Consider the following 24,758-nt stretch of genomic DNA (forward strand, 5'->3'; position numbering starts at 1 on the left):
CGGGTGCGCGGGCGGTTCCTGCTCGCGGTGAGCGTGGTGGCCGCGATCCTGGTGACGGTGGGCACCACGGCCGTGCTGCTGTGGGTGGAGCCGAAGCAGTCGGCGGCCGAGGCGATCAAGACCGGCGGGCTCGCGGGCGGTGCCGTGGTGGCGCTGTACGCGCTGTGGCTCAACGACCGGCGGCGGCGCACCGAGGAGGCGCGGCACGAGCTGGAGAGCGACAAGATCGCCGACGAGCGGTTCGCGCGCGCCGTCGAGATGATGGGCAACGAGGCCGACCAGGTCCGGGTCGGCGCGATGCACGCGCTGGCCGGGCTGGCGCGGGCCACGCCCCGGTACAAGCAGACCGTGCTCGACGTGCTGTGCGCGTACCTGCGCCGGCCGTTCCCGCACCCGGCGTTCACCGAACGCCCCGACGACCCCGACCAGGCGTTCCACCGGGTCGAGGAGGGCGTCGAGCGGCCGACGCCCGAGCAGGACCGGGAACGCACGGTCCGGCAGACGGCGCAGCGGCTGATCACCGACCTGCTGCCGTGGGGCCAGGACACCGACCCGACGCTCTACCACCTGGACCTGACCGGGGCGGACGTCGAGTACCTGCGCCTGGAGGGCCGCCGCATCGGCCGGCTGACCGCCCGGCGCACCCGGTTCCACGGGATCACCGCATTCCGCGAGGTCCAGTTCTCCAAGCCGGCGCTGTTCTCCGGCGGGACGTTCCTGGGCCGCGTCGACTTCCAGCAGGCGCGCTTCCTGGGCGGCCTGTCGTTGCAGGACGCGGAGTTCGCGCGCGAACTGGACCTGCGGGGCGCGGAGGTGGACCTGTTCGTCCACATGCCCCCCGTGCCGCCGAAGCTGGTGGGTTCGCTGGCCCTGCGCCCGGCGACGCGCGTGAAGGAGGACGCGACCGGGTGGGAGCTGACGGGGGTGGAGGAAGCCCGTTTCGTGGGCCGGGACGGTTAGCGGGCGGCTGGTGGTCGGTCGGTGCGGGCTGTGGTCAGGAACGCGCGGAAGGCGCGGTGGGGGAACACGAGGACCGCACTCGCAGGCTGCTTGCTGTCCCGCACAGCTATTTCCCCGCTTAAGCAGGCAAGCTCGACGCACTGCGCGTCACCGCCGCCGTTGGTGTAGCTGCTCTTTCGCCACCGTGCGCCGTTGAGGGACATCGCTGCTCCTAGCGGTGTGCGAGTTCGGCGATCCTGGCGCCCAGTATCTCGCTCGACCGTTGCGTGGAAGCAGCCGTTTGCCACGCCTGCTCAAACGCGGCGACATAAGGGTCTGCGACTTTGATGTAGTCCGGTCGGGTCAGCGAGCCGACGTACACGATCACCTTGCCCTGATCCAGCCGCAGCATGGTGAAGGGGTTGCTGAGGGCGGTCACGATGCCGGAGCTGTCGGATACGAGGTGGAGCCGCAGGTGGACGTTCGGCAGCCGGGCAACCTCGCGCAAGTGTTCCAGTTGAGGGCGCAGGACGTCGGGTCCGCCGTTGGCTCGGTGCAGGGCGTCCTCGCCGAGCACGATCCACACCTGCGGGCCGCCCTGCCGGATCACCCTCCGGCCCCGGTTGGCGCGCTCCTCCGCCAAGCCCTCGACGTCCGACGCGGCGACGACCGGTGACGTGGCGAGGGCGTGGCGCGCGTACTCGGCGGTCTGGAGGAGGCCGGGGATCTCGTTGTACGCCATGCGGATCTCCGACGCCCGGCGTTCCAGCGAGACGTACTGGCGCGAGCTGCCGACGTTCTTCGCGGGGGTCGACCGCCGCCGTGCGACGGTGGCCAGGGCGCGGAACTCGTCGGCTCGCAGTGACGGGAGGCGGTAGTTGCCGATCATCCACTCGACATCGTCCGGGCGCGGCCCGATCGTGCCGTTCTCGATCTTCGACAGCTTGCCGGGGTAGCCGCCCATCGCCCGGTCCGCCGCCATCAGCTCGACCCTGGCCGCCTCGCGGAACCGCCGCGCCAGCTCGCCGAACCGGAGGCGCGCGATGACGGGGTCGAACTCCTGCTCCACTGCCATGGGGCAGAAGTGTGCCGCAAGAACGATCAGTCACTGGACCACACGGTCGAGTGAACTAAGACAGAAACACCAACTTTCACCCAGCCGTACAGACCAAAGATTGAGAATCCATCTTACGCTCGCCCCATGGCTTCGACCCCACTCCTGACCCTGTCCATCGGCTTCGACTGCGAGACGCGGATCGCGCACCGGATCGTCCCGGGCGGCGCGGAGTTCTCGTTCCCCGGCGGTGACATCGAGCTGATCTTCGACGAAGGCGCGCTGGAACAGCTGGTCGACCGCGCCGGCGCGGCGCTGGCCGAGCTGCGCCGGCCCTGACAGCTCCTGGATGGACAGCCCACCCGCCCTGGAGCAGGCTTGGCGCAAACAGGCGAGAGGTGGGCGGCAGATGCAGCAGCGGCGGATCGGGGACGTGTGGGTCAGCGCCATCGGGCTGGGCGGGATGCCCATGTCCGTCGAGGACCGGCCGCCGCGCGAGCGGGCCGTCGCCACGATCCGGGCCGCCGTCGAGGCCGGGGTGACGCTGATCGACACCGCCGACGCCTACTCGGCCGACGAGCACGACTTCGGGCACAACGAGACGTTGATCGCCGAGGCCCTGCGCGGGGTCGACGGGGTCTCGGTCGCCACCAAGGGCGGGCACACGCGCACGGCCGGCGGCGGCTGGGGGCTGAACGGGCGGCCCGAGTACCTCAAGGCGGCGTGCGAGGGCTCGCTGCGCCGGCTCGGCGTGGACGCGATCGACCTCTACCAGTTCCACCGGCCCGACCCGGACGTGCCGACCGCCGAGTCCGTCGGCGCGCTCGCCGAACTGCTGGACGAGGGCAAGATCCGGCTCGCCGGGGTGTCGAACTTCGACCCCGCGCAGATCGTCGAGGCCGACGAGGTGCTGGGCGGGCGGCTCGCGTCGGTGCAGAACCAGTTCTCGCCGGCCTACCGGTCGTCCGAACCGGAGCTGGAGCTGTGCGCGGAGCGCGGCATCGCGTTCCTGCCGTGGAGCCCGCTGGGCGGGATCAGCGCGGCCGGGGAACTGGGGTCGCGGTTCGCGGTGTTCGCGGACGTGGCCCGCGCGCACGGCGTGAGCCCGCAGCAGGTGTGCCTGGCGTGGCTGCTCGCCAAGTCGCCGACGGTCGTGCCGATCCCCGGCTCGTCCCGGCCGCAGAGCATCCGCGACTCGGCCGCCGCCGTGCACCTGGAGCTGTCCGAGGAGGAGCTGAAGCGGCTGGACGGGTGACCCCGGATGCGGAACCGGGCCGCAGGCCCGAAGATCTAGGCCGGATGCACCACTCGCCTAGGCCCGTTGGGGGTGTCGATGACCGGTCGGCTCCGCACCTGGACCGCGCACCTCGGCGCGGTGGCGATCGCGCTGGTGATCGCGCCGGTGATCGCGCCGGCGGCGCACGCGCTGCCCGAGGGCTCCCCGGACCACCACGCCGGGTCGCAGGTCGTGAAGCACGAGGGCGCGGCCCGGACGGGCGCGGCCCGGCTGCCCGACGGCCGGGTGCCCGGCATGGACGTCAGCAGCCACCAGGGCGACGTGGACTGGGGGCGTTCCTGGGGTGACGGCGCGCGCTTCGCGTACGTGAAAGCGACCGAGGGCACCGGCTACCGCAACCCGCACTTCGCCCAGCAGTACGAGGGTTCGCACGGCGTCGGCATGGTGCGCGGGGCGTACCACTTCGCGCTGCCGGACCGCTCCGCCGGGTGGCAGCAGGCGGACTTCTTCGTGGACAACGGCGGCGGCTGGTCCTCCGACGGCAGGACCCTGCCCGGCGCGCTCGACCTGGAGTACAACCCCTACGGCGACTCGTGCTACGGCTTGGGCCAGGGCGACATGGGCGCCTGGGTGAAGGCGTTCAGCGACCGCGTCCTGGAGCGCACCGGGAGGTACCCGGCGATCTACACGTCGACCACCTGGTGGAACCGCTGCGTCGGCTGGTCGGCGACGTTCGGGTCGACCAACCCGCTGTGGGTGGCCCACTACGCCGACCAGCTCGGCGCCCTGCCGAACGGGTGGGACTACGAGACCATCTGGCAGTGGCAGGCGGCGGGCCTGTTCCCCGGCGACCAGAACCTGTTCAACGGCAACTCGGACCAACTGCGGCAGATCGCGCTGGGGTAGCCCGCGCTACTCCGCACCGGTGACCGACCAACGCGATCCTTGGACGTCCGGTTACCCCGGCGGCACACTGCGGTATCGAGTCGCCACCCTGCACCGACTCGGAAGGTGTTCCCGATGAGAACCCTCAGCACCGGAGCGACCGCACTCGCCACCTGCGCCATGCTGGCCGTCACCACCCCCGGCACGGCGGCGCCCCCACCAGCCGACACCGACCACGCCATGGGGTCGCAGATCGCCCGGCACGAGGGCCTCGGCGACCCCCGCGACGTCCCCGGCACCGGCCGGTCCGACGCCGTCGACGGCATCGACGTGAGCAGCCACCAGGGCAACGTCGACTGGCACCACTGGTGGGGCCGGGGCAAGCGGTTCGCCTACGTGAAGGCGACCGAGGGCACCGGCTACCGCAACCCGTACTTCGCCCAGCAGTACGACGGCTCCTACGACGTCGGCATGATCCGGGGCGCGTACCACTTCGCGCTGCCGGACCACTCCTCCGGCTGGGAGCAGGCGGACTTCTTCGTGGACAACGGTGGTGGTTGGTCGGCGGACGGCAGGACCCTGCCCGGCGCGCTCGACATGGAGTACAACCCCTACGGCGACACCTGCTACGGCATGTCGCAGGCGGCGATGGTGGACTGGGTCCGCGCGTTCAGCGACCGCTACCAGGCCCGGACCGGGCGCTGGCCGGTCATCTACACCTCCGCGAACTGGTGGGACCGGTGCGCGCACGGCGACTTCAGCTCGACCAACCCGCTGTGGGTGGCGCGCTACGCGTCCGGCGTCGGCGAGCTGCCGCACGCCTGGGACTACCACACGTTCTGGCAGTACACGTCGACGCCGATCGACCAGAACCAGTTCAACGGGGCCTACGAGCGGCTCCAGGTGCTGGCCACCGGCTAGGACCCACCCCAGCGGGACGGGGGCGGTCGGAGAGCGCTGCACCAGCTCCCCGACCACCCGCCACCGGTCACGGTCGACGCCGGCCCGGGTGCCCGATCCCGCCGGCACCCGGGCGGCCCGGTGCCCGGCTCAGTCGAACAGGGCGGGGAGGGTGCCCTCCCAGGCCGCGCGCAGCTCGTCCAGGTCGAGCTGCCCCAGCCCCTGGACCTCCAGCGAACGCGACTCCGGGTCCACCACGCCGACCTTGCGCCACGGCAGGCCGCGCGCCGTGCACATGTCGGTGAACCGCAGCTCCTCCGTGCGCGGCACGGCCACCAGCACCCGGCCCGAGGACTCGCTGAACAGCTCGGTGAACAGGTCGCCCTCCAGGAAGACCCGCGCGCCGGTCTCGCCGATCAGGCAGGTCTCCACCAGCGCCTGCGCGAGGCCGCCCTCGGCCAGGTCGTGCGCGGCGGACAGCATCCCGTCCCGCGACCCGGCCACCAGGACCTCGCCCAGCAGCTTCTCCCGCGCCAGGTCGACCTTCGGCGGCACGCCGCCCAGGTGCCCGTGCACGACGTGCGCCCACTCCGAGCCGCCGAACTCCGCGCGCGTCTCGCCGAGCAGCACCAGCGTCTCGCCGGCCTCCGCGCCCACCCCGGTCGGGGTGCGGCGGCGGACGTCGTCGATCACGCCGAGCACACCCACCACGGGCGTCGGCAGGATCGCCGTCGCGCCGGTCTGGTTGTAGAACGAGACGTTGCCGCCGGTCACCGGGATGCCCAGCTCGACGCAGCCGTCGGCGAGGCCCTTCACGGCCTGCTCGAACTGCCACATCACGCCCGGGTCCTCGGGCGAGCCGAAGTTGAGGCAGTTGGTGACCGCGACCGGCGTCGCGCCGCTGGTCGCCACGTTCCGGTACGCCTCGGCCAGCGCGAGCTGCGCGCCCGCGTACGGGTCGAGCCGGGTGTAGCGGCCGTTGCAGTCCGTGGACAGCGCCACGCCCCGGTGGGTGTCCTCGTCGATCCGGATCATGCCCGAGTCGGACGGCTGCGCGAGCACCGTGCCGCCGCGCACGTACCGGTCGTACTGCTGGGTGACCCACCTCCGCGACGCCAGGTTCGGCGACGCGGCCATCGTCTTGACCAGGGCCAGCAGGTCGCCCTCCGCCGGCCTGGGCAGCGCGTCCGGGGTGTTCGCGACCAGCTCGTCCTGGTCGGCCGGGCGCTCGATCGGCCGGTGGTAGACCGGGCCCTCGTGCGCGACGGTGCGCGGCGGGACGTCCACCACGACCTCGTCGTGCCAGGTGATCACCAGCCGGTCGCCCTCGGTGACCTCGCCGATCTCGGTGGCGATCACGTCCCACTTGGCGCAGACCGCCAGGAACGCGTCCACGTCCTCCGGCCGCACGACCGCGCACATGCGCTCCTGCGACTCGCTGGACAGCACCTCCGCCGGCGTCATGCCGGTGGCGCGCAGCGGCACCCGCTCCAGGTGCACGCGCATCCCGCCGTCACCGGCCGAGGCCAGCTCGCTGGTCGCGCAGGACAGGCCCGCGCCGCCCAAGTCCTGGATGCCGACCACCAGGCGCTCGCGGAACAGCTCCAGCGAGCACTCGATGAGCACCTTCTCGGTGAACGGGTCGCCGACCTGCACGCTGGGCAGCTTCTTGCGCTTGCCCGCCGTGTCGTCGAACGTCTCGCTGGCCAGCACGCTCACGCCGCCGATGCCGTCCAGGCCGGTGCGCGCGCCGTAGAGGATGATCTTGTTGCCGGTGCCCGAGGCGTGCGCCAGGTGCAGGTCCTCGACCCGCATCGCGCCGACGCACAGGGCGTTGACCAGCGGGTTGCCCGCGTAGGTCGCGTCGAACACGACCTCGCCGCCGATGTTGGGCAGGCCCAGGCAGTTGCCGTAGCCGCCGACGCCCGCCACGATCCCCGGCAGCACCCGGCGGGTGTCCGGCGCGTCGGCCGGCCCGAACCGCAGCGGGTCCATCACGGCCAGCGGGCGCGCGCCCATCGCCAGGATGTCGCGCACGATGCCGCCGACGCCCGTCGCCGCGCCCTGGTACGGCTCGACGTAGGACGGGTGGTTGTGCGACTCGGCCTTGAACGTGATCGCCCAGCCGTCGCCGATGTCCACCACGCCGGCGTTCTCGCCGATGCCCGCGAGCATCTTGGCGCGCATCTCGTCGGTGGTGGTCTCGGAGAAGTACTTGAGGTGCACCTTGGACGACTTGTAGGAGCAGTGCTCGCTCCACATCACCGAGTACATGGCGAGCTCGGCGTCCGTGGGGCGGCGGCCGAGGATCTCCTTGATCCGGGTGTACTCGTCGTCCTTGAGGCCCAGCTCCCTGTACGGCTGGTCCTGCTCGGGCGTGGCCTCGGCGTTCTTGACGGTGTCCAGGGTCATGCGCTTACCACCGCGTCGAGCAGGGACAGGAACAGGCCCAGGCCGTCGTCGGTCGGGCCGGTGAGGGCGTCGATCGCGTGCTCGGGGTGCGGCATGAGGCCGACCACCCGGCCGTTCGCGCTGGTGATGCCCGCGATGTCGTTGCGCGACCCGTTCGGGTTGCCGCCGACGTAGCGGAACACCACGCGGCCCTCGTCCTCCAGCTCGCGGAGGGTGTCGGCGTCCGCCTGGTAACCGCCCTCGCCGGACTTGAGCGGGACCAGGATCTCCGCGCCCGCGTCGTAGCGGGAGGTCCAGGCGGTGTCGGTGTTCTCGACCCGCAGCCACTGGTCGCGGCACACGAAGTGCAGCTTGTCGTTGCGGGTGAGCGCGCCGGGCAGCAGGTGCGCCTCGCACAGGATCTGGAAGCCGTTGCAGATGCCCAGGACCGGCATCCCCTTGCGCGCGGCCTCGACCACCTCCTGCATCACGGGCGCGAACCGCGCGATGGCACCGCACCGCAGGTAGTCCCCGTAGGAGAAGCCGCCGGGCACGATGACCGCGTCGACCCCCTTGAGGTCGTGGTCGGCGTGCCAGAGCGGGACGGCCTCGCCGTCGGCGTACTTGACGGCACGGGCGGCGTCGACGTCGTCCAGCGTGCCGGGGAACGTGATGACCCCGACCCTCATGCGTCGAGCCGCCTGACGACGAAGTCCTCGATCACCGGGTTGGCGAGGAAGGTCTCGGCGATCTTGGCGAGCGCGGCGTCGTCGACGTCGTCGGCGACCTCCAACTCGAAGTGCTTGCCCTGGCGGACAGTGGTGATTCCGTCGAAACCCAGACGGGGCAGCGCGTTGGCCACCGCCTGTCCTTGCGGGTCGAGGATCTCGGGCTTCGGCATGACGTCGACGACGACTCGGGCCACGACAGGCTGCTCCCTGGTTAGCAAGCTGGCGGTACCCCGGGAGCCTACCTGAGCTGGGTGTTCATCAAGTTCACAGGTGGCGGGGGGCACAGGTTCACCGGCATTCACCCGTTGGTGGACCGCAGTTCCCGGCACCGCTCTGCTAACCTTGAACCAGCTTTGGCCCGTAAGCCGAGGAAGTGAGCGCGGCACCCCGCCGGACGGCGGGCGGCCGCGCTTCGCGCTTTCTACGGCCGGTCCAGCCGGATCACGTTGCCCAGCACGGGCGCGGCCCGCCGTGCCCAGTCCCCGCCCGCGCCGTAGCACCAGGCCACGATGTCGGCCAGCCACAGCAGCGGCTCGCTCGCGCTGTCGAAGTGCTCGTACCCGACCCGCGTCTCCCGCGCCCGCTTGCCCAGCGCCCGGCGGATCGTCAACCGGTCGAGTTCGTCCCGACCGGAGCGGCTGTCCAGCACCAGGCGGCTCGCGTCGACGTCGAGGATGTCGTCGACCGCCCTCGCCAGGCAGACCTGGCGGGCCCGCTCCTCGCCCTCCCGGCAACTCGCCAGGTAGATGTCGACCCGGACACCGAACTCGGCCATCCTGGCCAGGAGGAACCTGCGCCGGGCGGGCTTCTCGTTGTGGAAGTGCAGTTCGCGGTGCCCGGGGAAGCGCAGGCCGCGCAGGTGCTTGCGGAGCAACTCCACTCGAACGTGCGTTCGGGTCGGGCTTTCCGCGCCTGGCCGCACTGCGGCGGTGGGCGTTCGCTGTCGACGGACGGACTGGTGGTGGGCGGGAGCCCACGTTCACCGACATTCACCCGATGGGGAAGCGCGGTTCTCCGCATCGCGCTGCTAACCTTGAACCAGCTTCGGCCCGTAAGCCGAGGAAGTGAGCGCGGCACCCGTCCGGACGGTCGGCGGCCGCGCTTCGCGCTTTCTACGGCCGGTCCAGCCGAATCACGTTACCCAGCACGGGCGCGGCCCGCCGTGCCCAGTCCCCGCCCGCGCCGTAGCACCAGGCCACGATGTCGGCCAACCACACCAGCGGCTCGCTGGTGCTGTCCAGGTGCTCGTAAACGACCCGCTCCTCGCGCGCCTGCTTGCCCAGCACCCCTCGGATCGTGATCTCGTCGAGCTTGTCGCGCCCAGGTCGACTGTCGAACACCACGCGCCGCACCTGGTTGTCGAGCAGGTCGTCCGCCAGGCTCACCAGGCACTGCTGTCGAGCAGCCTCCTCACCCCGCCGGCAGTCGGCTCGGTAGACGTCCACCCGGATGCCGAATTCGACCACCTTCGCCAGCAGGAACCGGCGGCGTGCGGGCTTCTCCAGTTTGAAGTGCAACTCCCGTTGGCCGGGGAAGAGCAGGCCGCGCAGGTGCTTGCGGAGCCGGGAGAGGTCCTTCGGCTGGACGATCGCCATCGCCAGCAGGTACGTGTCGTTGCGGCGGGACTCGTCTACGAACGCGTGCACGGTCACGTCCGGGCATCGGCACTTCGGCACCGCCGGCGGAGCACCTCCACTCGAACGTGCGTTCGGCCGGCAACGCAAATTTCACGCCTGGCCGCACCGCTGCGGTGGGCGTTCGCTGTCGGCGGACGGGCTGGCGGTGGGTGGCGATCGCGCCCAGGGTGGGGATCATGCGGATCCTGGTGCTGGGCGGGACGGTCTTCCTCGGCAAGGCGGTCGCCGCCGAGGCGGTGCGGCGGGGTCACGACGTGGTGTGCGCGGCGCGCGGGGAGTCCGGGCGGGTGCCCGACGGGGCGGCGCACGTCGCCGTCGACCGGGACGAGGGGCTCGGGCCGCTGGTCGGCGAGTCCTTCGACGCCGTGGTGGACCTCGCCACGATGTCCGTCTCCTGGGTCCGCGCCGCGCTGCGCGACCTCCGCGCCGACCACTGGACGTTCATCTCCAGCTGCTCCGTCTACGCCGACCACGCCACCCCGGGCAACAGGACCACGCTGCCGCCGCTGGAGGACGACCCGGCGGCCGAGACGACGCCCGACCGGTACGGGTCGGTGAAGGTCGCCAGCGAGAACGCGGTCCGCGACGTGCACGGCGAGGACGCGCTCATCGTCCGCGCGGGCCTGATCACCGGGCCCGGCGACAAGAGCGACCGGTTCGGGTACTGGCCGAACCGGCTGTCGCGGGGCGGGCGGGTGGTCGTGCCGGACGTGCCGGACCAGGCCACCCAGCACGTCGACGTGCGCGACCTGGCCGCCTGGGTCGTGGACTGCGCCGAGCACCGGACCGGCGGCACGTTCGACGCGGTCGGCCCGACCAACCCGCTGAGCCTGGTGCTCGGCGAGGTCGCGGGCGCGGTCGCGCCGCAGGGCACGGAGCTGGTCCGGGTCCCGGAGGCCGTGCTGGCCGGGCACGAGGTCGCGCCGTGGGCGGGTCCGCGCAGCCTCCCGCTGTGGCTGCCCGCCTCGCACCGGGCGCTGATGCTGCGCGACGCCGGACCGGTGCTGGCGGCCGGGCTGCGCCCGCGCCCGACGTCCGAGACCGCGCTCGACTCGCTGGAGCACGAGCGCGGCCTCGGCCTGGACCGGCAGCGCCGGGCGGGCCTCCCGGAGGACGTCGAGGTCGCCCTGCTCAGGGCCCTGGGCTGAGCGGCACCCGCGTCAGAGCACCGGGTTGACCTGCGCGGCGATCAGGTCGATCCGCACGCCCTGGTTGGGGCACCCGCCCCAGTGGTGCAGGCCGACGACCTTGTGCGTCTGCCGCGACAGCACCGGCGAGCCGGACGAGCCGCCCTCGGTGTCGCAGCGGTAGGCGATGTCGGACTGCGCGGAGTCGCCGTTGACGCGGACCGCCGACACCTTGCAGTACCCGCCGGCGTTCTGGTCGTCGCGCAGCGACAGCTTCTTGAGCTTGCCCGACGGGTGGCCGATGACGTACATCTCCTCGCCCACGGCGGGCACCCGCGCGTCCAGCTCCAGGTAGCCGAACAAGCTGATGCTCGCGAAGTTCGTGACGCTGAAGAGGGTGTAGTCCAACGCGGTGCTGGTCTTGATCACCGATTGCACGAGCACCTTCGTGACGGTCGCGGAGGTGGTGCCGCCGCACGTCGTGCACTGGTAGTTGAACCACACCTCGATGCCGGTGCCGCTGGTGAAGCAGTGGTTGTTGGTGAGCATCTTGTTGTTCGGGCCCACCCGCCACGCCGTGCACAGCGATCCGCCGTTGCGCAGCAGCTTGGCGACGGCCTTGGTGCGGCCGAACTCGGTGGGGTTGCTGCTCTGGTAGCAGACGGCGTCCTTGTAGTCGTTGGCCCCGCAGATGCTCTGGGGGCCGACCGACGCCGCGAGCTCGGCTTCCGTGAAGCCGCGCGTGATCTTGTCGACCCGCACCCGGGACGCGGGGTGCGCGCGGCCACCGTCGCGGCCGGTGATCGACACGACGGCCCGGTCGCCGGTCACCGACATCGCCCAGAACCCGGTGGCGTCCTGCGACGCGGTGCCGGAGGCCAGGACGTCGGCGGTGTACCGGTAGGACTCGGCCCCGGTCGGGTCGGCCACGGTCAGCACGTCGCCGCCGACCAGCCGCAGGCCGGTGAAGTGGGCTTTCAGGTACCACGAGCCGGGCCGGGAGAGGGTCGTGGACGTGGACCCGCCACCCAGGACGGTGGACACCGCCTCGTCCTGGCCGACCTGGCGGGTGGGCTCGAAGTGCTGCGCCGCAGCGGCGGTCCCGGTTGCGGTCCCGGTGGCGGTTGCGGTTGCGGTTGCGGTTGCGGAGAGGACGGGTAGAACGAGCAGGGCGGCAGCAAAGAGGCGCAGGGTGCCTCGCACTGGATCACCTCACGTTCCGATCAGGGACAGTTACGAACAGTGATGCTCCCGGACGCCACCGCCGGGTGTCTGCCGCCGAACGTCCGAAAACGCGACAAAGGGGATCAAGGGATGCGGATCGTCCACTTCGGCCACTCGTGCGTGCTCGTGGACACCGGCACGGCCCGGCTGCTGTTCGACCCGGGTAGCTGGTCGACCGGGTTCGAGCAGGTCGCCGGGCTGGACGCGGTGCTCGTCACGCACCACCACCCGGACCACCTGGACACCGTCCGGCTGCCCGACCTGCTGGCGAACAACCCCGGTGCCCGGCTCTACTCCGCCGAGGAACTGGAGGGCGCGACCCCCGCGCGACCGGGTGACGTGCTGACCGTGGCGGGCGCGTCGGTGCACGTGCTCGACGCGCCGCACGAGCAGATCCACCCGTCGGTCGAACTGCCGGTCAACGTCGGCTACCTGGTCGACCACGGCGCGTTCTACCACCCCGGCGACTCGCTGACCGTGCCGGAGCAGGCGGTGGACGTGCTGGCCCTGCCGACCGCCGCGCCGTGGATGAAGCTCTCCGACGCCGCCGCGTTCCTGGCCGCCGTCGGCCCCCGGGTCGCGGTGCCGGTCCACGAGGCGGTCCTGGCCCGGACGGACCTGTACTACCGGCTGCTGGCGGGCACCTCGCCCGAGGGCGTCGAGGTCCTGGTGCTGCCGCGCGGCGAGTCGGTGGAGCTGTAGGTCGCCGCCTCGGCCCCGTGGTGCAGGGCCAGGTCGACGGACTCCAGCAGCACGTCCCGGACGCCGCTCCGGTCCAGGTCGGCGGCGTCCACGCCGATCCGGACGAACCCGCCGCGCCGGGCCGCCCGGCCCACGCCCGACAGGTGGCCCCAGTGCTCGGAGACCATCCGCACCCGGCCCACCCGCACGTCACCGGAGCGCAGGTCGCGCACACCGGCCATGTCCGCGCACACCGCGAACCGGTGCCGGCGCAGCGCGACCACCGTGCCGGGCGACGCGAGCCAGCCGGGCGGGGCGAACAGGTCCGTGACCAGGCCCAGCCGGTGCACCGCCGCCCGCGCCGCGACCAGCCGCAGCCCGGCCTCGTGCGCGGGCAGCGCGGAGAACTCGGCCCGCCTGCGCAGCGACACGGCCCGGTGGCACGGGTCGGCGCTGTGGTCGAACCCGTGCAGGACCAGCGCGTCCCGGCCGCGCACGCGCTCGCGCACCCAGTCCAGCGGCTCGCCCGGCACGAACTTGCGCGGGGCGAGCAGCAGGGACAGCGGCACCGCGCGCCGGTCCAGCTCGGCGGCGAGGTCGGCGCACCGGGCGAGCGTGCTCGGCCCGATGCCGGACAGCGAAACCACGAGGGTGGCGACCATGCCCCCAGTGCGCCGCACCGGTGTGACGCCGGGCTGACGGGCAGGTGACGCCCGGTGACCGATCGCGCGAACTCGTCACGCACCGCCGCCCACCGGGCCGCGCCGTGGCACCGGCTTGCGCAGTAGCACCGGCTTGCGCAGTAGCACCGGCTTGCGCAGTGGCAACGGCCGCGCGGTGCCTCAACGCCGCGTCGGCGGGTCGGTCCGGCGCGGTCCCGCTACGCGCCGATCCAGTCCGCGAACGACAGTCCGGTGATCCGCTCGTACGCCTCGACGTACCGGGCGCGCGTCGCGGCCACCACGTCGTCGGGCAGCGGCGGCGGGGGCGTGTCGGAGGCCCGGTCCCAGCCCGAGGCGGGCGAGGTCAGCCAGTCCCGGACGAACTGCTTGTCGAACGAGGGCTGCACCCGGCCGGCCTGGTACCCGTCGGCCGGCCAGTAGCGCGACGAGTCCGGCGTGAGCACCTCGTCACCCAGCACCAGCGCGCCCGAGCCGTCGAGGCCGAACTCGAACTTGGTGTCCGCCAGGACGACCCCGCGCGACCGCGCGAACTCCCGCGCCGCCGAGTAGACGGTCAGCGTCGCGTCCCGCAGGCGCTCGGCCAGCTCCGCGCCGACCTGGCCCACGACGTGCTCGAACGACACGTTCTCGTCGTGCTCGCCGAGGGCCGCCTTGGTCGCCGGCGTGAAGATCGGCTGCTCCAGCTCCGACGCCTCCACCAGCCCGGCGGGCAGCGCGACGCCGCAGACCGCGCCGGACTGCCGGTACTCGACGATCCCCGAGCCGGTCAGGTAGCCCCGGGCGACGCACTCGACCTGCACCATGTCGAGCTTGCGCACGAGCAGCGCCCGGCCGCGCACCTCGTCCGGGATGCGCGGGTCGTCCCAGGCCACGAGGTGGTTGGGCACCAGGTCCGCGAACTTCTCGAACCAGAACACGCTCATCGCGGTGAGCACGCGCCCCTTGTCCGGAATCTCCGAGGAGAGCACGTGGTCGTAGGCGGACAGCCGGTCCGACGCCACCAGCAGCAGCAGCTCCGGGTCCACCTCGTACAGGTGGCGGACCTTGCCGGCGGCGACGGGGCGGTAATCAGCGAGCTTCGACACGGCCCGAAGCCTACTTGTCCCAGCTCATGGGCGGGTCTTCCCACCTGCGGCAAGATTCCACCCATGCGCGCACCCGCACTGATGCTCACCGTGACCGCCGCCCTGTTCGCGGTCGCCTGCGCCCCCGCCGACGAGACGCCGGTGAGGCCGACCGCGGTCGACGGCGTGGCCTGCACGAAGGACAAGCTGGCGACCCTGACGCCGGGCAAGATCACCTTCGGTACCGACCAGCCGGCCTACTCGCCGTGGTTCGTGGACGACGACCCGACGAACGGCAAGGGGTTCGAGTCCGCCGTCGCCTACGCCGTGGCCGAGGAGCTCGGCTACGGCAAGGCCGACGTGGTCTGGACGCGGGTGCCGTTCAACGCCGCCGTCCAGCCCGGCAAGAAGACCTACGACGCCGACATCAACGAGTTCTCCATCACCGAGGAGCGCCGCCAGGCCGTCGACTTCTCCGCGCCGTACTACGACGTGGACCAGGTGGCGATCACGTTGAAGACGTCGAAGGCCGCCGGCGTGAAGACGCTGGCCGACCTGAGGAAGGTCAAGATCGGCGCGCAGGTCGGCACCACCTCGTTCGAGTCGGCCGAGCGGCTGTCCACCGAGCAGGACGTCGCCGTCTACAACACCAACGACGACGCCAAGGCCGCCCTGCGGGCCGGGCAGATCGACGCCCTGGTCGTGGACCTGCCCACCGCGTTCCAGATCACCTCGGCGGAGATGGAGGACGGCCAGATCATCGGCCAGATCCCCGGCGCCGACCGGCGGCCCGAGCAGTTCGGCATCGTGCTGGACAAGGGCAGCGCGCTGACCGGGTGCGTGTCCAACGCCGTGGAGGCCCTGCGCTCCAAGGGCAGGCTGGCGTCGATCGAGCAGGAGTGGCTGTCGGCGGCGGGCACCGCACCCGAGCTGAAGTGACGGTCAGCGGGCTGCAGCGGGAACGCCTGGCCTACCGGCGTTCCCGCTCGCGGCGCTCCACCGCGGTCGCCCTGCTGTCGACCCTGGTGTTCGCCGCCGTCGGCTGCTTCACGCTCACCCGCGCGCCGGGCTGGCCGCGCGTGCGGGACTCGTTCTTCGACCTCGACGTGGCCTGGCGCTCGCTCCCGGCCGTGCTGGACGGCCTGTGGCTGAACCTGCGGGTGCTGCTGGTGTGCGGCGTGCTGATCCTGGTGCTGGCGCTGGGCGTCGCGGCGGTGCGCACGCTGCGCGGCCCGGTGTGGTTCCCGCTGCGCGTGCTGGCCACGGCGTACGTGGACGTGTTCCGGGGCCTGCCGCTGATCATCCTGCTCTACCTGGTGGGGTTCGGGCTGCCCGCGCTGCGGCTGACCGGCGTGCCCAACGACCCCGTGGTGCTGGGTGGCGCGGCGCTGGTGCTGGCCTACTCCGCGTACGTGGCGGAGGTGTTCCGGGCCGGGATTGAATCGGTCCACCCGTCGCAGGTGGCGGCGGCCCGGTCGCTGGGCCTGGGTCCGCGCAGGACGATGCGGCTGGTCGTGCTGCCGCAGGCGGTGCGCCGGGTCGCGCCCGCGCTGCTCAACGACTTCGTCGCGCTGCAGAAGGACTGCGGGCTGATCTCCGTGCTGGGCGCGGTCGACGCGGTGCGGGCCGCCCAGATCGAGCAGGCCAGGTCGTTCGACTTCACCCCGTACGTCGTGGCGGGGCTGCTGTTCGTGCTGCTCGCGGTACCGTCCGCGCGCTTCGCCGACGCCATGGCCAAGCGCGCCGAACAACGCCAGGGGGGCCGATGACCGCGCCGGTGCTGCGGGTGCGGGGCCTGGTCAAGCGGTACGGGCCGACCACCGTGCTGGCCGGGATCGACCTCGACGTGCGGGAGCACGAGGTGGTCGCGCTGATCGGCTCGTCGGGCTCGGGCAAGTCCACGCTGCTGCGCTGCGTGAACCTGCTGGAGGAGGTGGACGACGGCGAAATCCTGCTGGACGGGGTGGACGTCGCGGACCCGAGGGTCGACGCCGACGTGGCGCGACGCCGGATGGGGATCGTGTTCCAGGCGTTCAACCTGTTCCCGCACATGACCGTGCTGGACAACATCACGCTCGCGCCGCGCGAGGTGCACGGCGTGCCGCGCGAGCGGGCGGAGGCGCGCGCCCGCGAGCTGCTGGGCCGGGTCGGCCTGGCCGACCGGGAGGGCAGCTACCCGGACCGGCTCTCCGGCGGCCAGCAGCAGCGGGTGGCGATCGCCCGCGCGCTGGCCTACTCGCCGAGGCTGCTGCTGCTCGACGAGGTGACCAGCGCCCTGGACCCCGAGCTGGTCGGCGAGGTGCTCGGCCTGGTCCGCGAGCTGGCGGCGCGCGGGGCGACCATCCTGATGGCCACCCACGAGATGGGCTTCGCCCGGCAGGTCGCCGACCGGATCTGCTTCCTCGACGGCGGCCGGCTGGTCGAGCAGGGCCCGCCCGAGCAGGTGCTGGGCGCCCCCGAGCACGAGCGGACCAGGCAGTTCCTGAAGAGGATCATCGAGGCCGGGAGGCTGTGAACGGACCACCCTTGGGCGTCACGGGAGGGCCCCCTACCCTGGCTTACCGTGATGGCCCGACAGGCAGCCCGTGCGACCGCCGCCGCGAGCGTCGGCCTCGGCCTGCTGCTCGGCGGGTGCGGCAGGCCCGAGGCGGCACCGACCCCGGTCCCGATCCCGACCATCTCGACCTCGCAGACCCCCGGCTCGGTGCCCGCCGTGGCGTCGATCTCGGTGCGGCCGGTGCCCACCACCCCGCCGCCGACGGTCGAGCCGACCACCGAGGAGCCGCCGCCACCGGCACCGCCACCGCCCGTCGAGGTCGAGCCGACGCCGACACCGGTGGAGCCGACCCGGCCCGAGTTCGAGCCGGTGGCCCTCCAGGGCTTCCCGTGCGAGGAGGAGGGCGCGACGGCGATCGACCCCGCCGGCCGCCCGCTGGAGTGCGAGCGGACCCGGCGCGGCCGGCTGATCTGGGGCAGGCCCTGACCCGGCGCGGGGCGCTGCTCGCCTAGAGGATCGGTTCCGGCACGTACCCGGCGGCGGCCGGGAACGCGGCCACCACCTCCTCCACCTGGGCGACGACCGAGGCGACCTGGTCGCCGGCGACCCCGGTGAACGACAGCCGGTCGTCCAGCAGCGCCTGCACCTCCGCGCGGTCCAGCGGCAGCCGGGGGTCGGCGGCGAGCCGGTCCACCAGGTCGTTGCCCGCGCCCTGCTCGCGCATGGCCAGCGCCACGGCGACCGCGTTCTCCTTGATCGCCTCGTGCGCGGCCTCCCGCCCGACGCCCCGGCGGACGGCGGCCATCAGCACCTTGGTGGTGGCCAGGAACGGCAGGTAGCGGTCCAGCTCCTTGGCGACCACCGCCGGGTAGGCGCCGAACTCGTCGAGCACGGTCAGGAACGTCTCCAGCAGCCCGTCGAACGCGAAGAACGCGTCCGGCAGCGCGACCCGGCGGACGACGGAGCACGACACGTCGCCCTCGTTCCACTGGTCGCCGGCCAGCTCGCCGACCATGGACAGGTAGCCGCGCAGCACGACCGCGAAGCCGTTGACCCGCTCGCACGAGCGGGTGTTCATCTTGTGCGGCATGGCGCTCGACCCGACCTGGCCGGGCTTGAAGCCCTCGGTCACCAGCTCGTGCCCGGCCATCAGCCGGATCGTCTTGGCCAGGCTGGACGGCCCGGCCGCGAGCTGGACCAGGGTCGACACCACGTCGAAGTCCAGCGAGCGCGGGTACACCTGCCCGACGCTGGTCAGCACCTTCTCGAAGCCCAGGTGCGCGGCGGCGGTCCGCTCCAGCTCGGCCAGCTTGCCGTGGTCGCCGCCCATCAGGTCGAGCATGTCCTGCGAGGTCCCGACCGGGCCCTTGATGCCGCGCAGCGGGTAGCGCGCGATCAGCCCGTCGAGCCGGTGGAACGCGGCCAGCAGCTCGTCGGCAGCGGACGCGAACCGCTTGCCCAGCGTGGTGGCCTGGGCGGCGACGTTGTGCGACCGGCCGGTCACCACCAGGTCGGCGTGCTCGGCGGCGAGCCGGGCGAGCCGGGCGAGCACGGCGGCCACCTTGCCCCGGACGGCTTCCAGCGACCGCAGGACCTGGAGCTGCTCGACGTTCTCGGTGAGGTCGCGCGAGGTCATGCCCTTGTGCACGTGCTCGTGGCCGGCGAGGGCGTTGAACTCCTCGATCCGGGCTTTGACGTCGTGCCGGGTGACCCGCTCGCGCGCGGCGATGGAAGCGAGGTCGACCTGCTCCACCACCCGCTCGTAGTCCGCCACGGCCTCGTCCGGGACGTCGACTCCGAGCGCGGCCTGGGCCCGCAGGACCGCCAGCCACAACTGGCGCTCCAGCACGATCTTGTGCTCGGCGGACCACAGCGTGGCCAGCTCGGCGGAGGCGTAGCGACCTGCGAGGACGTTGGAGATGCGCGGCTTGCTAGTCACCGCCCAAGCCTACCCAGCCGGCCGCGGCCGACCCGCGCGCCGCCGGCGACGTCACAGCCGGCCCCTCGGGCACGCCGGTCCGGCGGACCCTGGACGGACGACGGGCGCAGCACGCGAAGTCGGCGCCCGCCGCCCAGGGGAAAAGGCTCTGCGGGGGGAGACCGGGGCCGCGTCGGCGGCCCCGGCGCGGGTCAGGACAGGGAGAGGCGCGGGTCCGACGCGAGCACCATGAGCTGGGTGTCGCTCAACGGCACGGTGTCGCGGACGTCCGCGCCCGGTGCCGGGTCGTGGCTGTAGGCGGTGACCTCGACCACCGTGCCGTCCGACCGGAAGTGCGCGGCGGTGTACCCGACCTTCGTGGGCGAGGAGCCGGGGATGACGGCGAACTCCACGACGGTGCCGTCGGGCTGCTCGCGCGGCGTCCCGCACTTCACCCCGACGCAGAAGTCCTTCCGGCTCATCGCGACGGGCGGGCCGCTCAGGTGGATCACAACCCCACCGGTACCCGCCCGGTGCTCGAAGTAAACCGACGCGGTGACCAGACCGGCGGGGTACTTCTCGTCGACCTCCACGACCTCGGCGCGGACGTTGGTCGTGCCCGGCACGACGTCGGCGAACCGGCCCTCCAGGTAGGTGGTCAGCTCGGTCAGCCGCCCCCCGGGCAGGCCGGTCGTCGTCGACCACGGGGTCGAGGGGGTGGGTTGCGGGAGGGGGAAGCTCGTCGCCCGCCCCGACGCCGGGGGCCCGGCCGTGGTGGTCAGCACCCGTCCGCTGAGCGCGTCGATCCCGACGGGGTTCTTCGGCGTCAGCACGCCGGGCAGCGACAGCACCGTGCCCATCAGGACGACGGTCGCCACGCCGACGACGACCAGCGCCCGGCGCCGCTTCCGCGCGGCCCGCGCGCTCTGGGCCCGCGCGATCAGCGCGTCGGCGTCGAAGGTCAGCGGTGGTTCGTCGCCGACCGCCGCGCGCAGCCCTTCCCGCAGCTCCGCTTCGCTCATGACGCCACCACCACCCCCTCCTCCAGTTCCTCCACCGCCGCGCGCAGCGCGACCAGCCCCCGCGCGGTCTGGCTCTTGACCGTGCCCTCGGTGCAGCCCATGGCCACCGCGACCTCGCTGACCGGCAGGTCCTCGAAGTAGCGCAGCACGAGCACGGCCCGCTGCCGGGGCGGCACGCGCAGCAGCGCGGCGTGCACCAGGTCGCGGGCCCAGAGCCGTTCGCCGGCCAGCTCGGGGTCCGACGACGAGTCGGCCACGTCGGGCACCTCGCCGTCGCGCTGCTCGACCCGCCGCCACGGCCGGCGCTTCTCGTCCAGCCAGGTGCGCAGCAGCACCTTGCGCGCGTACGCCGAGGGGTGGTCGCGCCACTCCACCCGGTGCCACGCCTGGTAGAGCTTGAGCAGGCTGAGCTGCATCAGGTCCTCGGCGGTGTGCCAGTCGCCGCAGAACAGGAACGCGGTCCGGCGCAGCGCGGCGGCGTGACCGACCGCGAAGTCGCGGAACGCCCGTTCGTCGGCCTTGCGCATCGTTCCCCTCCCCGCCCCCCACCTCTAACCACGCCCGGGGGAGGCGTGGGGTTGCACCGCCGGGCGGAATTCCACCCGGAAGTCTCAGCGGGGCGCCATGGCCTTGGCCAGCATCCGGCGGGCGGCGGCGCGGGGGTCGGGGCTGATCTCGATCAGGGCGTTGACCACGGCCCCGTCGACCAGCGCGATCAGCTCCTCGACCCGCTCGCGGCCCACCGGCTGCCCGGCGCGGGCGAAGATCTCGATCAGCAGCCCGTGCAGCTCGCCGCTGAGCTTGCGCATCAGCGGCCGGAGGTAGGGCCGCCGCCCGGTGGCGACCAGCCGTTCGTAGCGCAGCAGCACCGCTTCCGCGTCGCGGTCGCCGCCGGTCGGCCCGAGCAGCAGGTCGAGCACGAGGTCGATGAACGCGTCGCCGCCGCACGCCTCGACGTCGAGTTCCGCGAGGCGGGCCTTGCCGTACGCCAGCTCGCCCTGGCCGTGGTGCTCCAGCGCGGCGGCGACCAGGTCGTCCAGCGAGTCGAAGTAGTACGTGGTGGAGGCGAGCGGCAGGCCCGCGCGCTCGGCCACCGCGCGGTGCCGGACCGCGTCGAAACCGCCGTCGACCAGCAGGCCCGCGGCGGCTTCGACCAGCGCCTGCCGGCGGCGCTCGCCCTTGGGCGTTGCGGCTGTCATTCGGGGAAAGGTACTAGTGCCCGCCACCGGCCAGGTTCAGACCGATGACACCGCTGACGATGAGCCCGAGCGACACCAGCTTGAGCGTGGACACCCCGTCGCCCAGCCAGACCATGCCGATCACGGCGGTGAGCGCCGCGCCGATGCCGGTCCACACCGCGTAGGCGGGTCCGGCGGGGAGCTGCTTCATCGCCCACGCCAGGCCGGCGAAGCTGATCAGCGCGCACACCGCGAACACGACGGTCCACCAGAGCCTGCTGAAGCCGTCGGACAGCTTCAGCGCGACCGCCCAGCCGGCTTCGAAGAACCCGGACACGATGAGCACGGCCCACGCCATGACTACCTCCTCCGCACGAAACTGGCACGAGCGTACCAAATTAGTGGCACACCAGTACCACTCTGCGGGGCGGGGCACCGACCGGCACGCCGGGCACCGCCGCGCCACCCGTCCGAGCGGACGGGCGGGACCGATGGGACGGGGGGACGACGGCGGACGGGCCGGCGCGCAGGTCAGAGCCGGGCGGCGATCCGGGACGCGAGGTCGGTCAACCGGCCCTCGAACGGGCCCACCGCCGACCCCTGGGCCGGCTCGCTGAGCACGAACACCGTCCCGTCCCGGGCGGGCGCGCGACCCTCGGACGGCGAGGTGGAGGCCAGGGTCTGCACGCCGGGCGGCACCAGCACCACCGACACCACCCCGTACACGCCCTGCTCGTCGCGCACCAGGAACCCGGCGCCCCGGGCACCGGTCGGGCAGTTGGCCGCCGCGTGCGAGGGTTGCAAGCCGTCGGCGGCCGGGAGCTCGTCGGCGAGGGCGACGGCGAGCTCCCGGTCCACCTCCTGGCACCCGGAGGCGCCACCGGTCGTCGGACGACCGGTTGTCCCCGACGTCCCGTCCCCCTGCGTAGACGGGTCCTCGGGGATGCTCTTGGGCGGCATGCCGCTCAGGTCCGGTGCGGCGGGCGTCTGGGCCTGCCGCGGGTCGGCTTGGTCGAACGGGCTGAGGTTAGGGGACGTGTAGCTCTCAGCGGAACCCGCAGACGTACTGACGTTCCCCCCGGGCACCAGGTTGGCGTACGCCACGACACCGCCGAGTGCCACGATCACCGACAGCACCGAACCGAGGGCGACCTGCGTGCGCTTGCGCGCGGTCGCCCGCGCCGACGCCGTGCGGACGTTGCCCACGTCGAAGGACGCGGGCGGGGCGCCGTTCGCCGCGTCGCGGAACAGATCCGCGATCTTGCGCTCGTCCACCTACCTCCACCTCCCCGTCACGACGCGGGCCGCAAGTCGTCGATCGTGTCGCCCAGCGCTTCGCGCAGGGCCTCCAGACCCCGCGAGGTCTGGCTCTTCACCGTCCCCTCGGAGCACCCGAGCGCCTCGGCCGCCGCCGACACGTCCAAGCCTTCCAGGAACCGCAGCACGAGCACCGCCCGCTGCCGGGGCGGCACCCGCTTCAAGCCCGCGACCAGGGCCTCCCGCGTGGCGACCGCGTCGGCGATCTCCCCGTCGTGCGAGGGCGTCTCCGGGACCTCGTCCACGAAGCGCTCCCGACGCCAGGGCCGGCGCGACTCGTCGATCACCGCGCGCACCAGGGTCCGGCGGACGTAGGCGTCCAGGGCCTGCTTGTCCCGGACCTTGCGCCACCTGCGGTGCAACGCGACGAACGCGGTCTGCGCGAGGTCGTCCGCGCGGTGCCAGTCACCACAGAGCAGGAACGCCGTTCGGCGCACGGCCTCCCGGCGAGCTGCGAAGTACTCCGCGAACTCCTGCTCGTCGCGCTGATCCACGCGGACTCTCTCCGCTCGTCGTGCTTGCACCTACGGGACGTAAACGGGCCGTTCTACGGTTGCACGCCGGTTGCCCGAGACCTGCGTCACCCCCATGGTGGTACGGGAGCCGCCAACCGGTAAGGGCTTGCCCGGTGTGATGTGATCCATTCGTGACCCTGCTCGCGCCCCTGGACTTCCGCTCCGACACCGTCACCCGACCGGACCAGGACATGCGCCTGGCCATGTCGGCCGCCGAGGTGGCCGACGACGTGCTCGAACACGACCCGACCATGAAGGCCCTGGAGGAGCGGGTCGCCGGCCTGCTCGGCGTGGAGGCCGCGCTCTGGGTGCCGTCCGGTTCGATGGGCAACCTGATCGCGCTCACCGCCCACCTGCGGCGCGGCGACCGGTTCCTCGCCGCGCGCGGCGCGCACGTGCTGGACAACGAGCTGGGCACCGCCGCGTGGATCGCCGGCGGGATGCCCCACCCGCTGGAGTGCGACGGCCCCGGGCGCATCACGGCCGACGCGGTCCGCGCCGCCGCCGGTTCCACCGGCCCGTACTACGCGCTCAAGACCACGCTGCTGTGCCTGGAGAACACCCACAACGCGGCCGGCGGCGCGGTCACCCCGCCCGACGAGCACGCGCTGCTGGTGTCCGCCGCCCGCGAGACCGGGCTGAAGGTGCACCTCGACGGCGCGCGGCTGTGGAACGCCTCGGTGGCGCTCGGCGTGCCGCCGGCGGCGCTCACCGTGGGCGTCGACACCGTGCAGGTGTGCCTGAGCAAGGGCCTGGGCGCACCGGTCGGCTCGGTCGTCGCGGGCACGGCCGCGTTCGTCGCGGAGGCCCGGCGCCTGCGCAAGATGCTGGGCGGCGGCGTGCGGCAGGGCGGCGTGCTGGCCGCCGCCGGCCTGGTCGGCCTGGACCGGGTCGAAGACCTGGCCGCCGACCACGCCAACGCCCGCGCGCTGGCCCGGGGCCTGGTGGAGCTGGGCTGGCAGGTCGACGAGCCCGCCACGAACATCGTGCTGGCCGGCGTGCCCGACCTGGACGTGACGCTGACCGGCCTGCGGCACCTCGGCGTGTACGCGGGGCCGATGGCGGGCAAGGTCCGGTTCGTGACCCACCGCGACGTGACCGCCGCCGACGTGGCCGAGGCCCTGCGCCGGATCCAGTCGGTGAGCTCGTGAGCCGCTGGGTGGTGTTCGACTACGGCAACGTGATCAGCGAGACCCACGCCGACCTGGACCGGCTGGCCGCGCTGCTCGCCGTGCCGCGCGAGCGGTTCACCGGCCCGTACTGGGCCTTCCGCGACGCCTACGACCGGGGTGAGCCCGAGGAGGAGTACTGGCGGTCGGTGGGCCGCGCCGCCGGCGTCGAGGTGTCCGGGGAGCTGGCCCGCGAGCTGACCGCCGTGGACACCGAGGGCTGGCTGGTGACCTCGCCCGCGTCGGTGGCCCTGGTCGAGGAGCTGGCCGCCGCCGGCGTGCCGCTGGCGCTGCTGTCCAACGCGCCCTCCGCGTTCGGCCGGGCCGTGGCGCGGCAGCCCTGGGCGCGGCACTTCCGGCACCTGGTGTTCTCCGGCGACCACGGCGCGGCCAAGCCCGCGCCGGCGATCTGGGCCGTGCTGGCGGACCGGCTCGGCACCCGCGACTGCGTGTTCCTGGACGACCGCGAGGAGAACGTCGCCGGGGCGACCGAGGCGGGCCTCACCGGCATCCACTGGCGCACCGCGAGCCACGCCCGCGCCGAGCTGGTGGAGCTGGGCCTGCTCACCTGACCCCGGCGGCGACCGGG

30 protein-coding genes are annotated in these 24,758 nt (G+C 72.9%); 13 read left to right on the top strand and 17 right to left on the bottom strand.

Going from position 1 to position 24,758, the window contains the following annotated elements; all coding sequences use genetic code 11:
- The first annotated feature begins 3 nt into the window (after positions 1 to 3).
- Positions 4 to 960, top strand: coding sequence for a pentapeptide repeat-containing protein (locus AB0I60_RS09430; protein ID WP_360727190.1), 957 nt, complete (start codon positions 4 to 6; stop codon positions 958 to 960).
- On the opposite strand, the gene AB0I60_RS09435 is transcribed toward AB0I60_RS09430, so the two are convergent.
- Together AB0I60_RS09435 and AB0I60_RS09440 are read right to left on the bottom strand one after the other, a co-directional pair.
- Positions 957 to 1,163 carry a DUF397 domain-containing protein gene (locus AB0I60_RS09435; protein WP_360727192.1) on the bottom strand — a complete coding sequence of 69 codons (207 nt, stop codon included), beginning with the start codon at positions 1,161 to 1,163 and terminating at the stop codon, positions 957 to 959. The genes AB0I60_RS09430 and AB0I60_RS09435 overlap by 4 nt on opposite strands.
- A gap of 8 nt (positions 1,164 to 1,171) precedes the next feature.
- Entirely contained in the window at positions 1,172 to 2,014 is an 843-nt protein-coding gene (locus AB0I60_RS09440) for a helix-turn-helix transcriptional regulator (RefSeq protein ID WP_360727193.1), read from the bottom strand.
- Between the two features lie 126 nt (positions 2,015 to 2,140).
- Between AB0I60_RS09440 and AB0I60_RS09445 the strand changes: the two genes are divergently transcribed.
- The 4 genes from AB0I60_RS09445 to AB0I60_RS09460 all read left to right on the top strand — a co-directional run bounded on the left by AB0I60_RS09445 (position 2,141) and on the right by AB0I60_RS09460 (position 5,036).
- Positions 2,141 to 2,332: a hypothetical protein gene (locus AB0I60_RS09445; protein WP_360727195.1), complete on the top strand. Its 192-nt coding sequence runs from the start codon at positions 2,141 to 2,143 to the stop codon at positions 2,330 to 2,332.
- 10 nt (positions 2,333 to 2,342) lie between these two features.
- Positions 2,343 to 3,248, top strand: coding sequence for an aldo/keto reductase (locus AB0I60_RS09450; protein WP_360727197.1), 906 nt, complete (start codon positions 2,343 to 2,345; stop codon positions 3,246 to 3,248).
- A 78-nt stretch (positions 3,249 to 3,326) separates the two neighbouring features.
- Positions 3,327 to 4,136 carry a lysozyme gene (locus AB0I60_RS09455; RefSeq protein ID WP_360727198.1) on the top strand — a complete coding sequence of 270 codons (810 nt, stop codon included), beginning with the start codon at positions 3,327 to 3,329 and terminating at the stop codon, positions 4,134 to 4,136.
- 114 nt (positions 4,137 to 4,250) lie between these two features.
- Entirely contained in the window at positions 4,251 to 5,036 is a 786-nt protein-coding gene (locus AB0I60_RS09460) for a lysozyme (RefSeq protein WP_360727199.1), read from the top strand.
- 129 nt (positions 5,037 to 5,165) lie between these two features.
- Here AB0I60_RS09460 and purL read toward each other — a convergent pair whose 3' ends face one another.
- The 5 genes from purL to AB0I60_RS09485 all read right to left on the bottom strand — a co-directional run bounded on the left by purL (position 5,166) and on the right by AB0I60_RS09485 (position 9,783).
- Entirely contained in the window at positions 5,166 to 7,427 is a 2,262-nt protein-coding gene (gene purL / locus AB0I60_RS09465; protein WP_360727200.1) for a phosphoribosylformylglycinamidine synthase subunit PurL, read from the bottom strand.
- Positions 7,424 to 8,095 carry a phosphoribosylformylglycinamidine synthase subunit PurQ gene (gene purQ / locus AB0I60_RS09470; protein WP_360727201.1) on the bottom strand — a complete coding sequence of 224 codons (672 nt, stop codon included), beginning with the start codon at positions 8,093 to 8,095 and terminating at the stop codon, positions 7,424 to 7,426. The genes purL and purQ overlap by 4 nt, the downstream gene beginning before the upstream one ends.
- Complete coding sequence (gene purS / locus AB0I60_RS09475) at positions 8,092 to 8,331, bottom strand: phosphoribosylformylglycinamidine synthase subunit PurS (protein WP_360727202.1); 240 nt, start codon at positions 8,329 to 8,331, stop codon at positions 8,092 to 8,094. Before purS ends, purQ begins: the two co-directional genes overlap by 4 nt.
- Positions 8,332 to 8,558: 227 nt before the next feature.
- Positions 8,559 to 9,017, bottom strand: coding sequence for a hypothetical protein (locus AB0I60_RS09480; protein ID WP_360727203.1), 459 nt, complete (start codon positions 9,015 to 9,017; stop codon positions 8,559 to 8,561).
- Between the two features lie 232 nt (positions 9,018 to 9,249).
- On the bottom strand, positions 9,250 to 9,783 hold the full coding sequence (locus tag AB0I60_RS09485; RefSeq protein WP_360727204.1) for a DUF3800 domain-containing protein: 534 nt from the start codon (positions 9,781 to 9,783) through the stop codon (positions 9,250 to 9,252).
- Positions 9,784 to 9,950: 167 nt separating this feature from the next.
- Here AB0I60_RS09485 and AB0I60_RS09490 point away from each other — a divergent pair, with 167 nt between their 5' ends.
- Entirely contained in the window at positions 9,951 to 10,922 is a 972-nt protein-coding gene (locus tag AB0I60_RS09490) for an NAD-dependent epimerase/dehydratase family protein (protein ID WP_360727206.1), read from the top strand.
- A gap of 12 nt (positions 10,923 to 10,934) precedes the next feature.
- On the opposite strand, the gene AB0I60_RS09495 is transcribed toward AB0I60_RS09490, so the two are convergent.
- Complete coding sequence (locus AB0I60_RS09495) at positions 10,935 to 11,945, bottom strand: serine protease (RefSeq protein WP_360727208.1); 1,011 nt, start codon at positions 11,943 to 11,945, stop codon at positions 10,935 to 10,937.
- A 270-nt stretch (positions 11,946 to 12,215) separates the two neighbouring features.
- Between AB0I60_RS09495 and AB0I60_RS09500 the strand changes: the two genes are divergently transcribed.
- Entirely contained in the window at positions 12,216 to 12,827 is a 612-nt protein-coding gene (locus AB0I60_RS09500; RefSeq protein ID WP_360727210.1) for an MBL fold metallo-hydrolase, read from the top strand.
- Here AB0I60_RS09500 and AB0I60_RS09505 read toward each other — a convergent pair.
- Positions 12,749 to 13,468, bottom strand: a complete 720-nt coding sequence (locus AB0I60_RS09505; RefSeq protein ID WP_360727211.1) for a DUF2334 domain-containing protein — start codon at positions 13,466 to 13,468, stop codon at positions 12,749 to 12,751. The two genes, AB0I60_RS09500 and AB0I60_RS09505, sit on opposite strands and share 79 nt — an antisense overlap.
- A 218-nt stretch (positions 13,469 to 13,686) precedes the next feature.
- Positions 13,687 to 14,574, bottom strand: coding sequence for a phosphoribosylaminoimidazolesuccinocarboxamide synthase (locus AB0I60_RS09510; protein ID WP_360727213.1), 888 nt, complete (start codon positions 14,572 to 14,574; stop codon positions 13,687 to 13,689).
- Positions 14,575 to 14,637: 63 nt separating this feature from the next.
- On the opposite strand from AB0I60_RS09510, the gene AB0I60_RS09515 reads away from it, so the two are divergent.
- The 4 genes from AB0I60_RS09515 to AB0I60_RS09530 are packed head-to-tail and all read left to right on the top strand — an operon-like array spanning position 14,638 to position 17,536.
- The gene (locus AB0I60_RS09515; protein WP_360727215.1) at positions 14,638 to 15,492 is read left to right on the top strand and encodes an ABC transporter substrate-binding protein; all 855 of its coding nucleotides are present in this window, start codon (positions 14,638 to 14,640) and stop codon (positions 15,490 to 15,492) included.
- Entirely contained in the window at positions 15,489 to 16,322 is an 834-nt protein-coding gene (locus AB0I60_RS09520) for an amino acid ABC transporter permease (protein WP_360727217.1), read from the top strand. The genes AB0I60_RS09515 and AB0I60_RS09520 overlap by 4 nt, the downstream gene beginning before the upstream one ends.
- A complete protein-coding gene (locus tag AB0I60_RS09525; RefSeq protein WP_360727219.1) occupies positions 16,319 to 17,068 on the top strand; it encodes an amino acid ABC transporter ATP-binding protein in 750 nt (249 codons plus the stop codon). Before AB0I60_RS09520 ends, AB0I60_RS09525 begins: the two co-directional genes overlap by 4 nt.
- Positions 17,069 to 17,116: 48 nt before the next feature.
- Positions 17,117 to 17,536, top strand: coding sequence for a hypothetical protein (locus tag AB0I60_RS09530; RefSeq protein ID WP_360727220.1), 420 nt, complete (start codon positions 17,117 to 17,119; stop codon positions 17,534 to 17,536).
- A gap of 22 nt (positions 17,537 to 17,558) precedes the next feature.
- Here the strand turns inward: AB0I60_RS09530 and purB are convergent, their stop codons facing one another.
- The 7 genes from purB to AB0I60_RS09565 all read right to left on the bottom strand — a co-directional run bounded on the left by purB (position 17,559) and on the right by AB0I60_RS09565 (position 22,979).
- Positions 17,559 to 18,989 carry an adenylosuccinate lyase gene (gene purB / locus AB0I60_RS09535; RefSeq protein ID WP_360727222.1) on the bottom strand — a complete coding sequence of 477 codons (1,431 nt, stop codon included), beginning with the start codon at positions 18,987 to 18,989 and terminating at the stop codon, positions 17,559 to 17,561.
- A 191-nt stretch (positions 18,990 to 19,180) separates the two neighbouring features.
- Positions 19,181 to 19,990 (bottom strand): hypothetical protein, encoded by an 810-nt coding sequence (locus AB0I60_RS09540; protein WP_360727224.1) that lies wholly within the window; start codon positions 19,988 to 19,990, stop codon positions 19,181 to 19,183.
- Positions 19,987 to 20,517 (bottom strand): SigE family RNA polymerase sigma factor, encoded by a 531-nt coding sequence (locus AB0I60_RS09545; RefSeq protein ID WP_360727226.1) that lies wholly within the window; start codon positions 20,515 to 20,517, stop codon positions 19,987 to 19,989. Before AB0I60_RS09545 ends, AB0I60_RS09540 begins: the two co-directional genes overlap by 4 nt.
- Positions 20,518 to 20,601: 84 nt before the next feature.
- Positions 20,602 to 21,189 carry a TetR family transcriptional regulator gene (locus tag AB0I60_RS09550; protein ID WP_360727228.1) on the bottom strand — a complete coding sequence of 196 codons (588 nt, stop codon included), beginning with the start codon at positions 21,187 to 21,189 and terminating at the stop codon, positions 20,602 to 20,604.
- 13 nt (positions 21,190 to 21,202) lie between these two features.
- A complete protein-coding gene (locus tag AB0I60_RS09555) occupies positions 21,203 to 21,526 on the bottom strand; it encodes a multidrug efflux SMR transporter (protein ID WP_360727230.1) in 324 nt (107 codons plus the stop codon).
- A gap of 173 nt (positions 21,527 to 21,699) precedes the next feature.
- Positions 21,700 to 22,443 (bottom strand): hypothetical protein, encoded by a 744-nt coding sequence (locus tag AB0I60_RS09560; RefSeq protein WP_360727232.1) that lies wholly within the window; start codon positions 22,441 to 22,443, stop codon positions 21,700 to 21,702.
- 17 nt (positions 22,444 to 22,460) lie between these two features.
- Positions 22,461 to 22,979, bottom strand: a complete 519-nt coding sequence (locus AB0I60_RS09565) for a SigE family RNA polymerase sigma factor (protein WP_360727234.1) — start codon at positions 22,977 to 22,979, stop codon at positions 22,461 to 22,463.
- A gap of 152 nt (positions 22,980 to 23,131) precedes the next feature.
- Between AB0I60_RS09565 and AB0I60_RS09570 the strand changes: the two genes are divergently transcribed.
- Together AB0I60_RS09570 and AB0I60_RS09575 are read left to right on the top strand one after the other, a co-directional pair.
- Complete coding sequence (locus AB0I60_RS09570; protein ID WP_360727236.1) at positions 23,132 to 24,151, top strand: GntG family PLP-dependent aldolase; 1,020 nt, start codon at positions 23,132 to 23,134, stop codon at positions 24,149 to 24,151.
- The gene (locus AB0I60_RS09575) at positions 24,148 to 24,741 is read left to right on the top strand and encodes an HAD family phosphatase (protein WP_360727238.1); all 594 of its coding nucleotides are present in this window, start codon (positions 24,148 to 24,150) and stop codon (positions 24,739 to 24,741) included. Before AB0I60_RS09570 ends, AB0I60_RS09575 begins: the two co-directional genes overlap by 4 nt.
- Positions 24,742 to 24,758 lie beyond the last annotated feature (17 nt).

Source organism: Actinosynnema sp. NPDC050436, from assembly GCF_040655415.1.
Lineage (GTDB): Bacteria > Actinomycetota > Actinomycetes > Mycobacteriales > Pseudonocardiaceae > Actinosynnema.

Excerpts from the sequence above, each read along its gene's own strand:
- AB0I60_RS09555 (WP_360727230.1), bottom strand. The coding sequence starts at position 21,526 with ATGGCGTGGGCCGTGCTCATCGTGTCCGGGTTCTTCGAAGCCGGCTGG.
- AB0I60_RS09550 (WP_360727228.1), bottom strand. The coding sequence starts at position 21,189 with ATGACAGCCGCAACGCCCAAGGGCGAGCGCCGCCGGCAGGCGCTGGTC.
- AB0I60_RS09490 (WP_360727206.1), top strand. The coding sequence starts at position 9,951 with ATGCGGATCCTGGTGCTGGGCGGGACGGTCTTCCTCGGCAAGGCGGTC.
- AB0I60_RS09500 (WP_360727210.1), top strand. The coding sequence starts at position 12,216 with ATGCGGATCGTCCACTTCGGCCACTCGTGCGTGCTCGTGGACACCGGC.
- AB0I60_RS09525 (WP_360727219.1), top strand. The coding sequence starts at position 16,319 with ATGACCGCGCCGGTGCTGCGGGTGCGGGGCCTGGTCAAGCGGTACGGG.
- AB0I60_RS09540 (WP_360727224.1), bottom strand. The coding sequence starts at position 19,990 with ATGAGCGAAGCGGAGCTGCGGGAAGGGCTGCGCGCGGCGGTCGGCGAC.
- AB0I60_RS09460 (WP_360727199.1), top strand. The coding sequence starts at position 4,251 with ATGAGAACCCTCAGCACCGGAGCGACCGCACTCGCCACCTGCGCCATG.
- AB0I60_RS09515 (WP_360727215.1), top strand. The coding sequence starts at position 14,638 with ATGCGCGCACCCGCACTGATGCTCACCGTGACCGCCGCCCTGTTCGCG.
- AB0I60_RS09505 (WP_360727211.1), bottom strand. The coding sequence starts at position 13,468 with ATGGTCGCCACCCTCGTGGTTTCGCTGTCCGGCATCGGGCCGAGCACG.
- AB0I60_RS09435 (WP_360727192.1), bottom strand. The coding sequence starts at position 1,163 with ATGTCCCTCAACGGCGCACGGTGGCGAAAGAGCAGCTACACCAACGGC.
- AB0I60_RS09445 (WP_360727195.1), top strand. The coding sequence starts at position 2,141 with ATGGCTTCGACCCCACTCCTGACCCTGTCCATCGGCTTCGACTGCGAG.
- purL (WP_360727200.1), bottom strand. The coding sequence starts at position 7,427 with ATGACCCTGGACACCGTCAAGAACGCCGAGGCCACGCCCGAGCAGGAC.
- purQ (WP_360727201.1), bottom strand. The coding sequence starts at position 8,095 with ATGAGGGTCGGGGTCATCACGTTCCCCGGCACGCTGGACGACGTCGAC.
- AB0I60_RS09545 (WP_360727226.1), bottom strand. The coding sequence starts at position 20,517 with ATGCGCAAGGCCGACGAACGGGCGTTCCGCGACTTCGCGGTCGGTCAC.
- AB0I60_RS09455 (WP_360727198.1), top strand. The coding sequence starts at position 3,327 with ATGACCGGTCGGCTCCGCACCTGGACCGCGCACCTCGGCGCGGTGGCG.
- AB0I60_RS09440 (WP_360727193.1), bottom strand. The coding sequence starts at position 2,014 with ATGGCAGTGGAGCAGGAGTTCGACCCCGTCATCGCGCGCCTCCGGTTC.
- AB0I60_RS09450 (WP_360727197.1), top strand. The coding sequence starts at position 2,343 with ATGGACAGCCCACCCGCCCTGGAGCAGGCTTGGCGCAAACAGGCGAGA.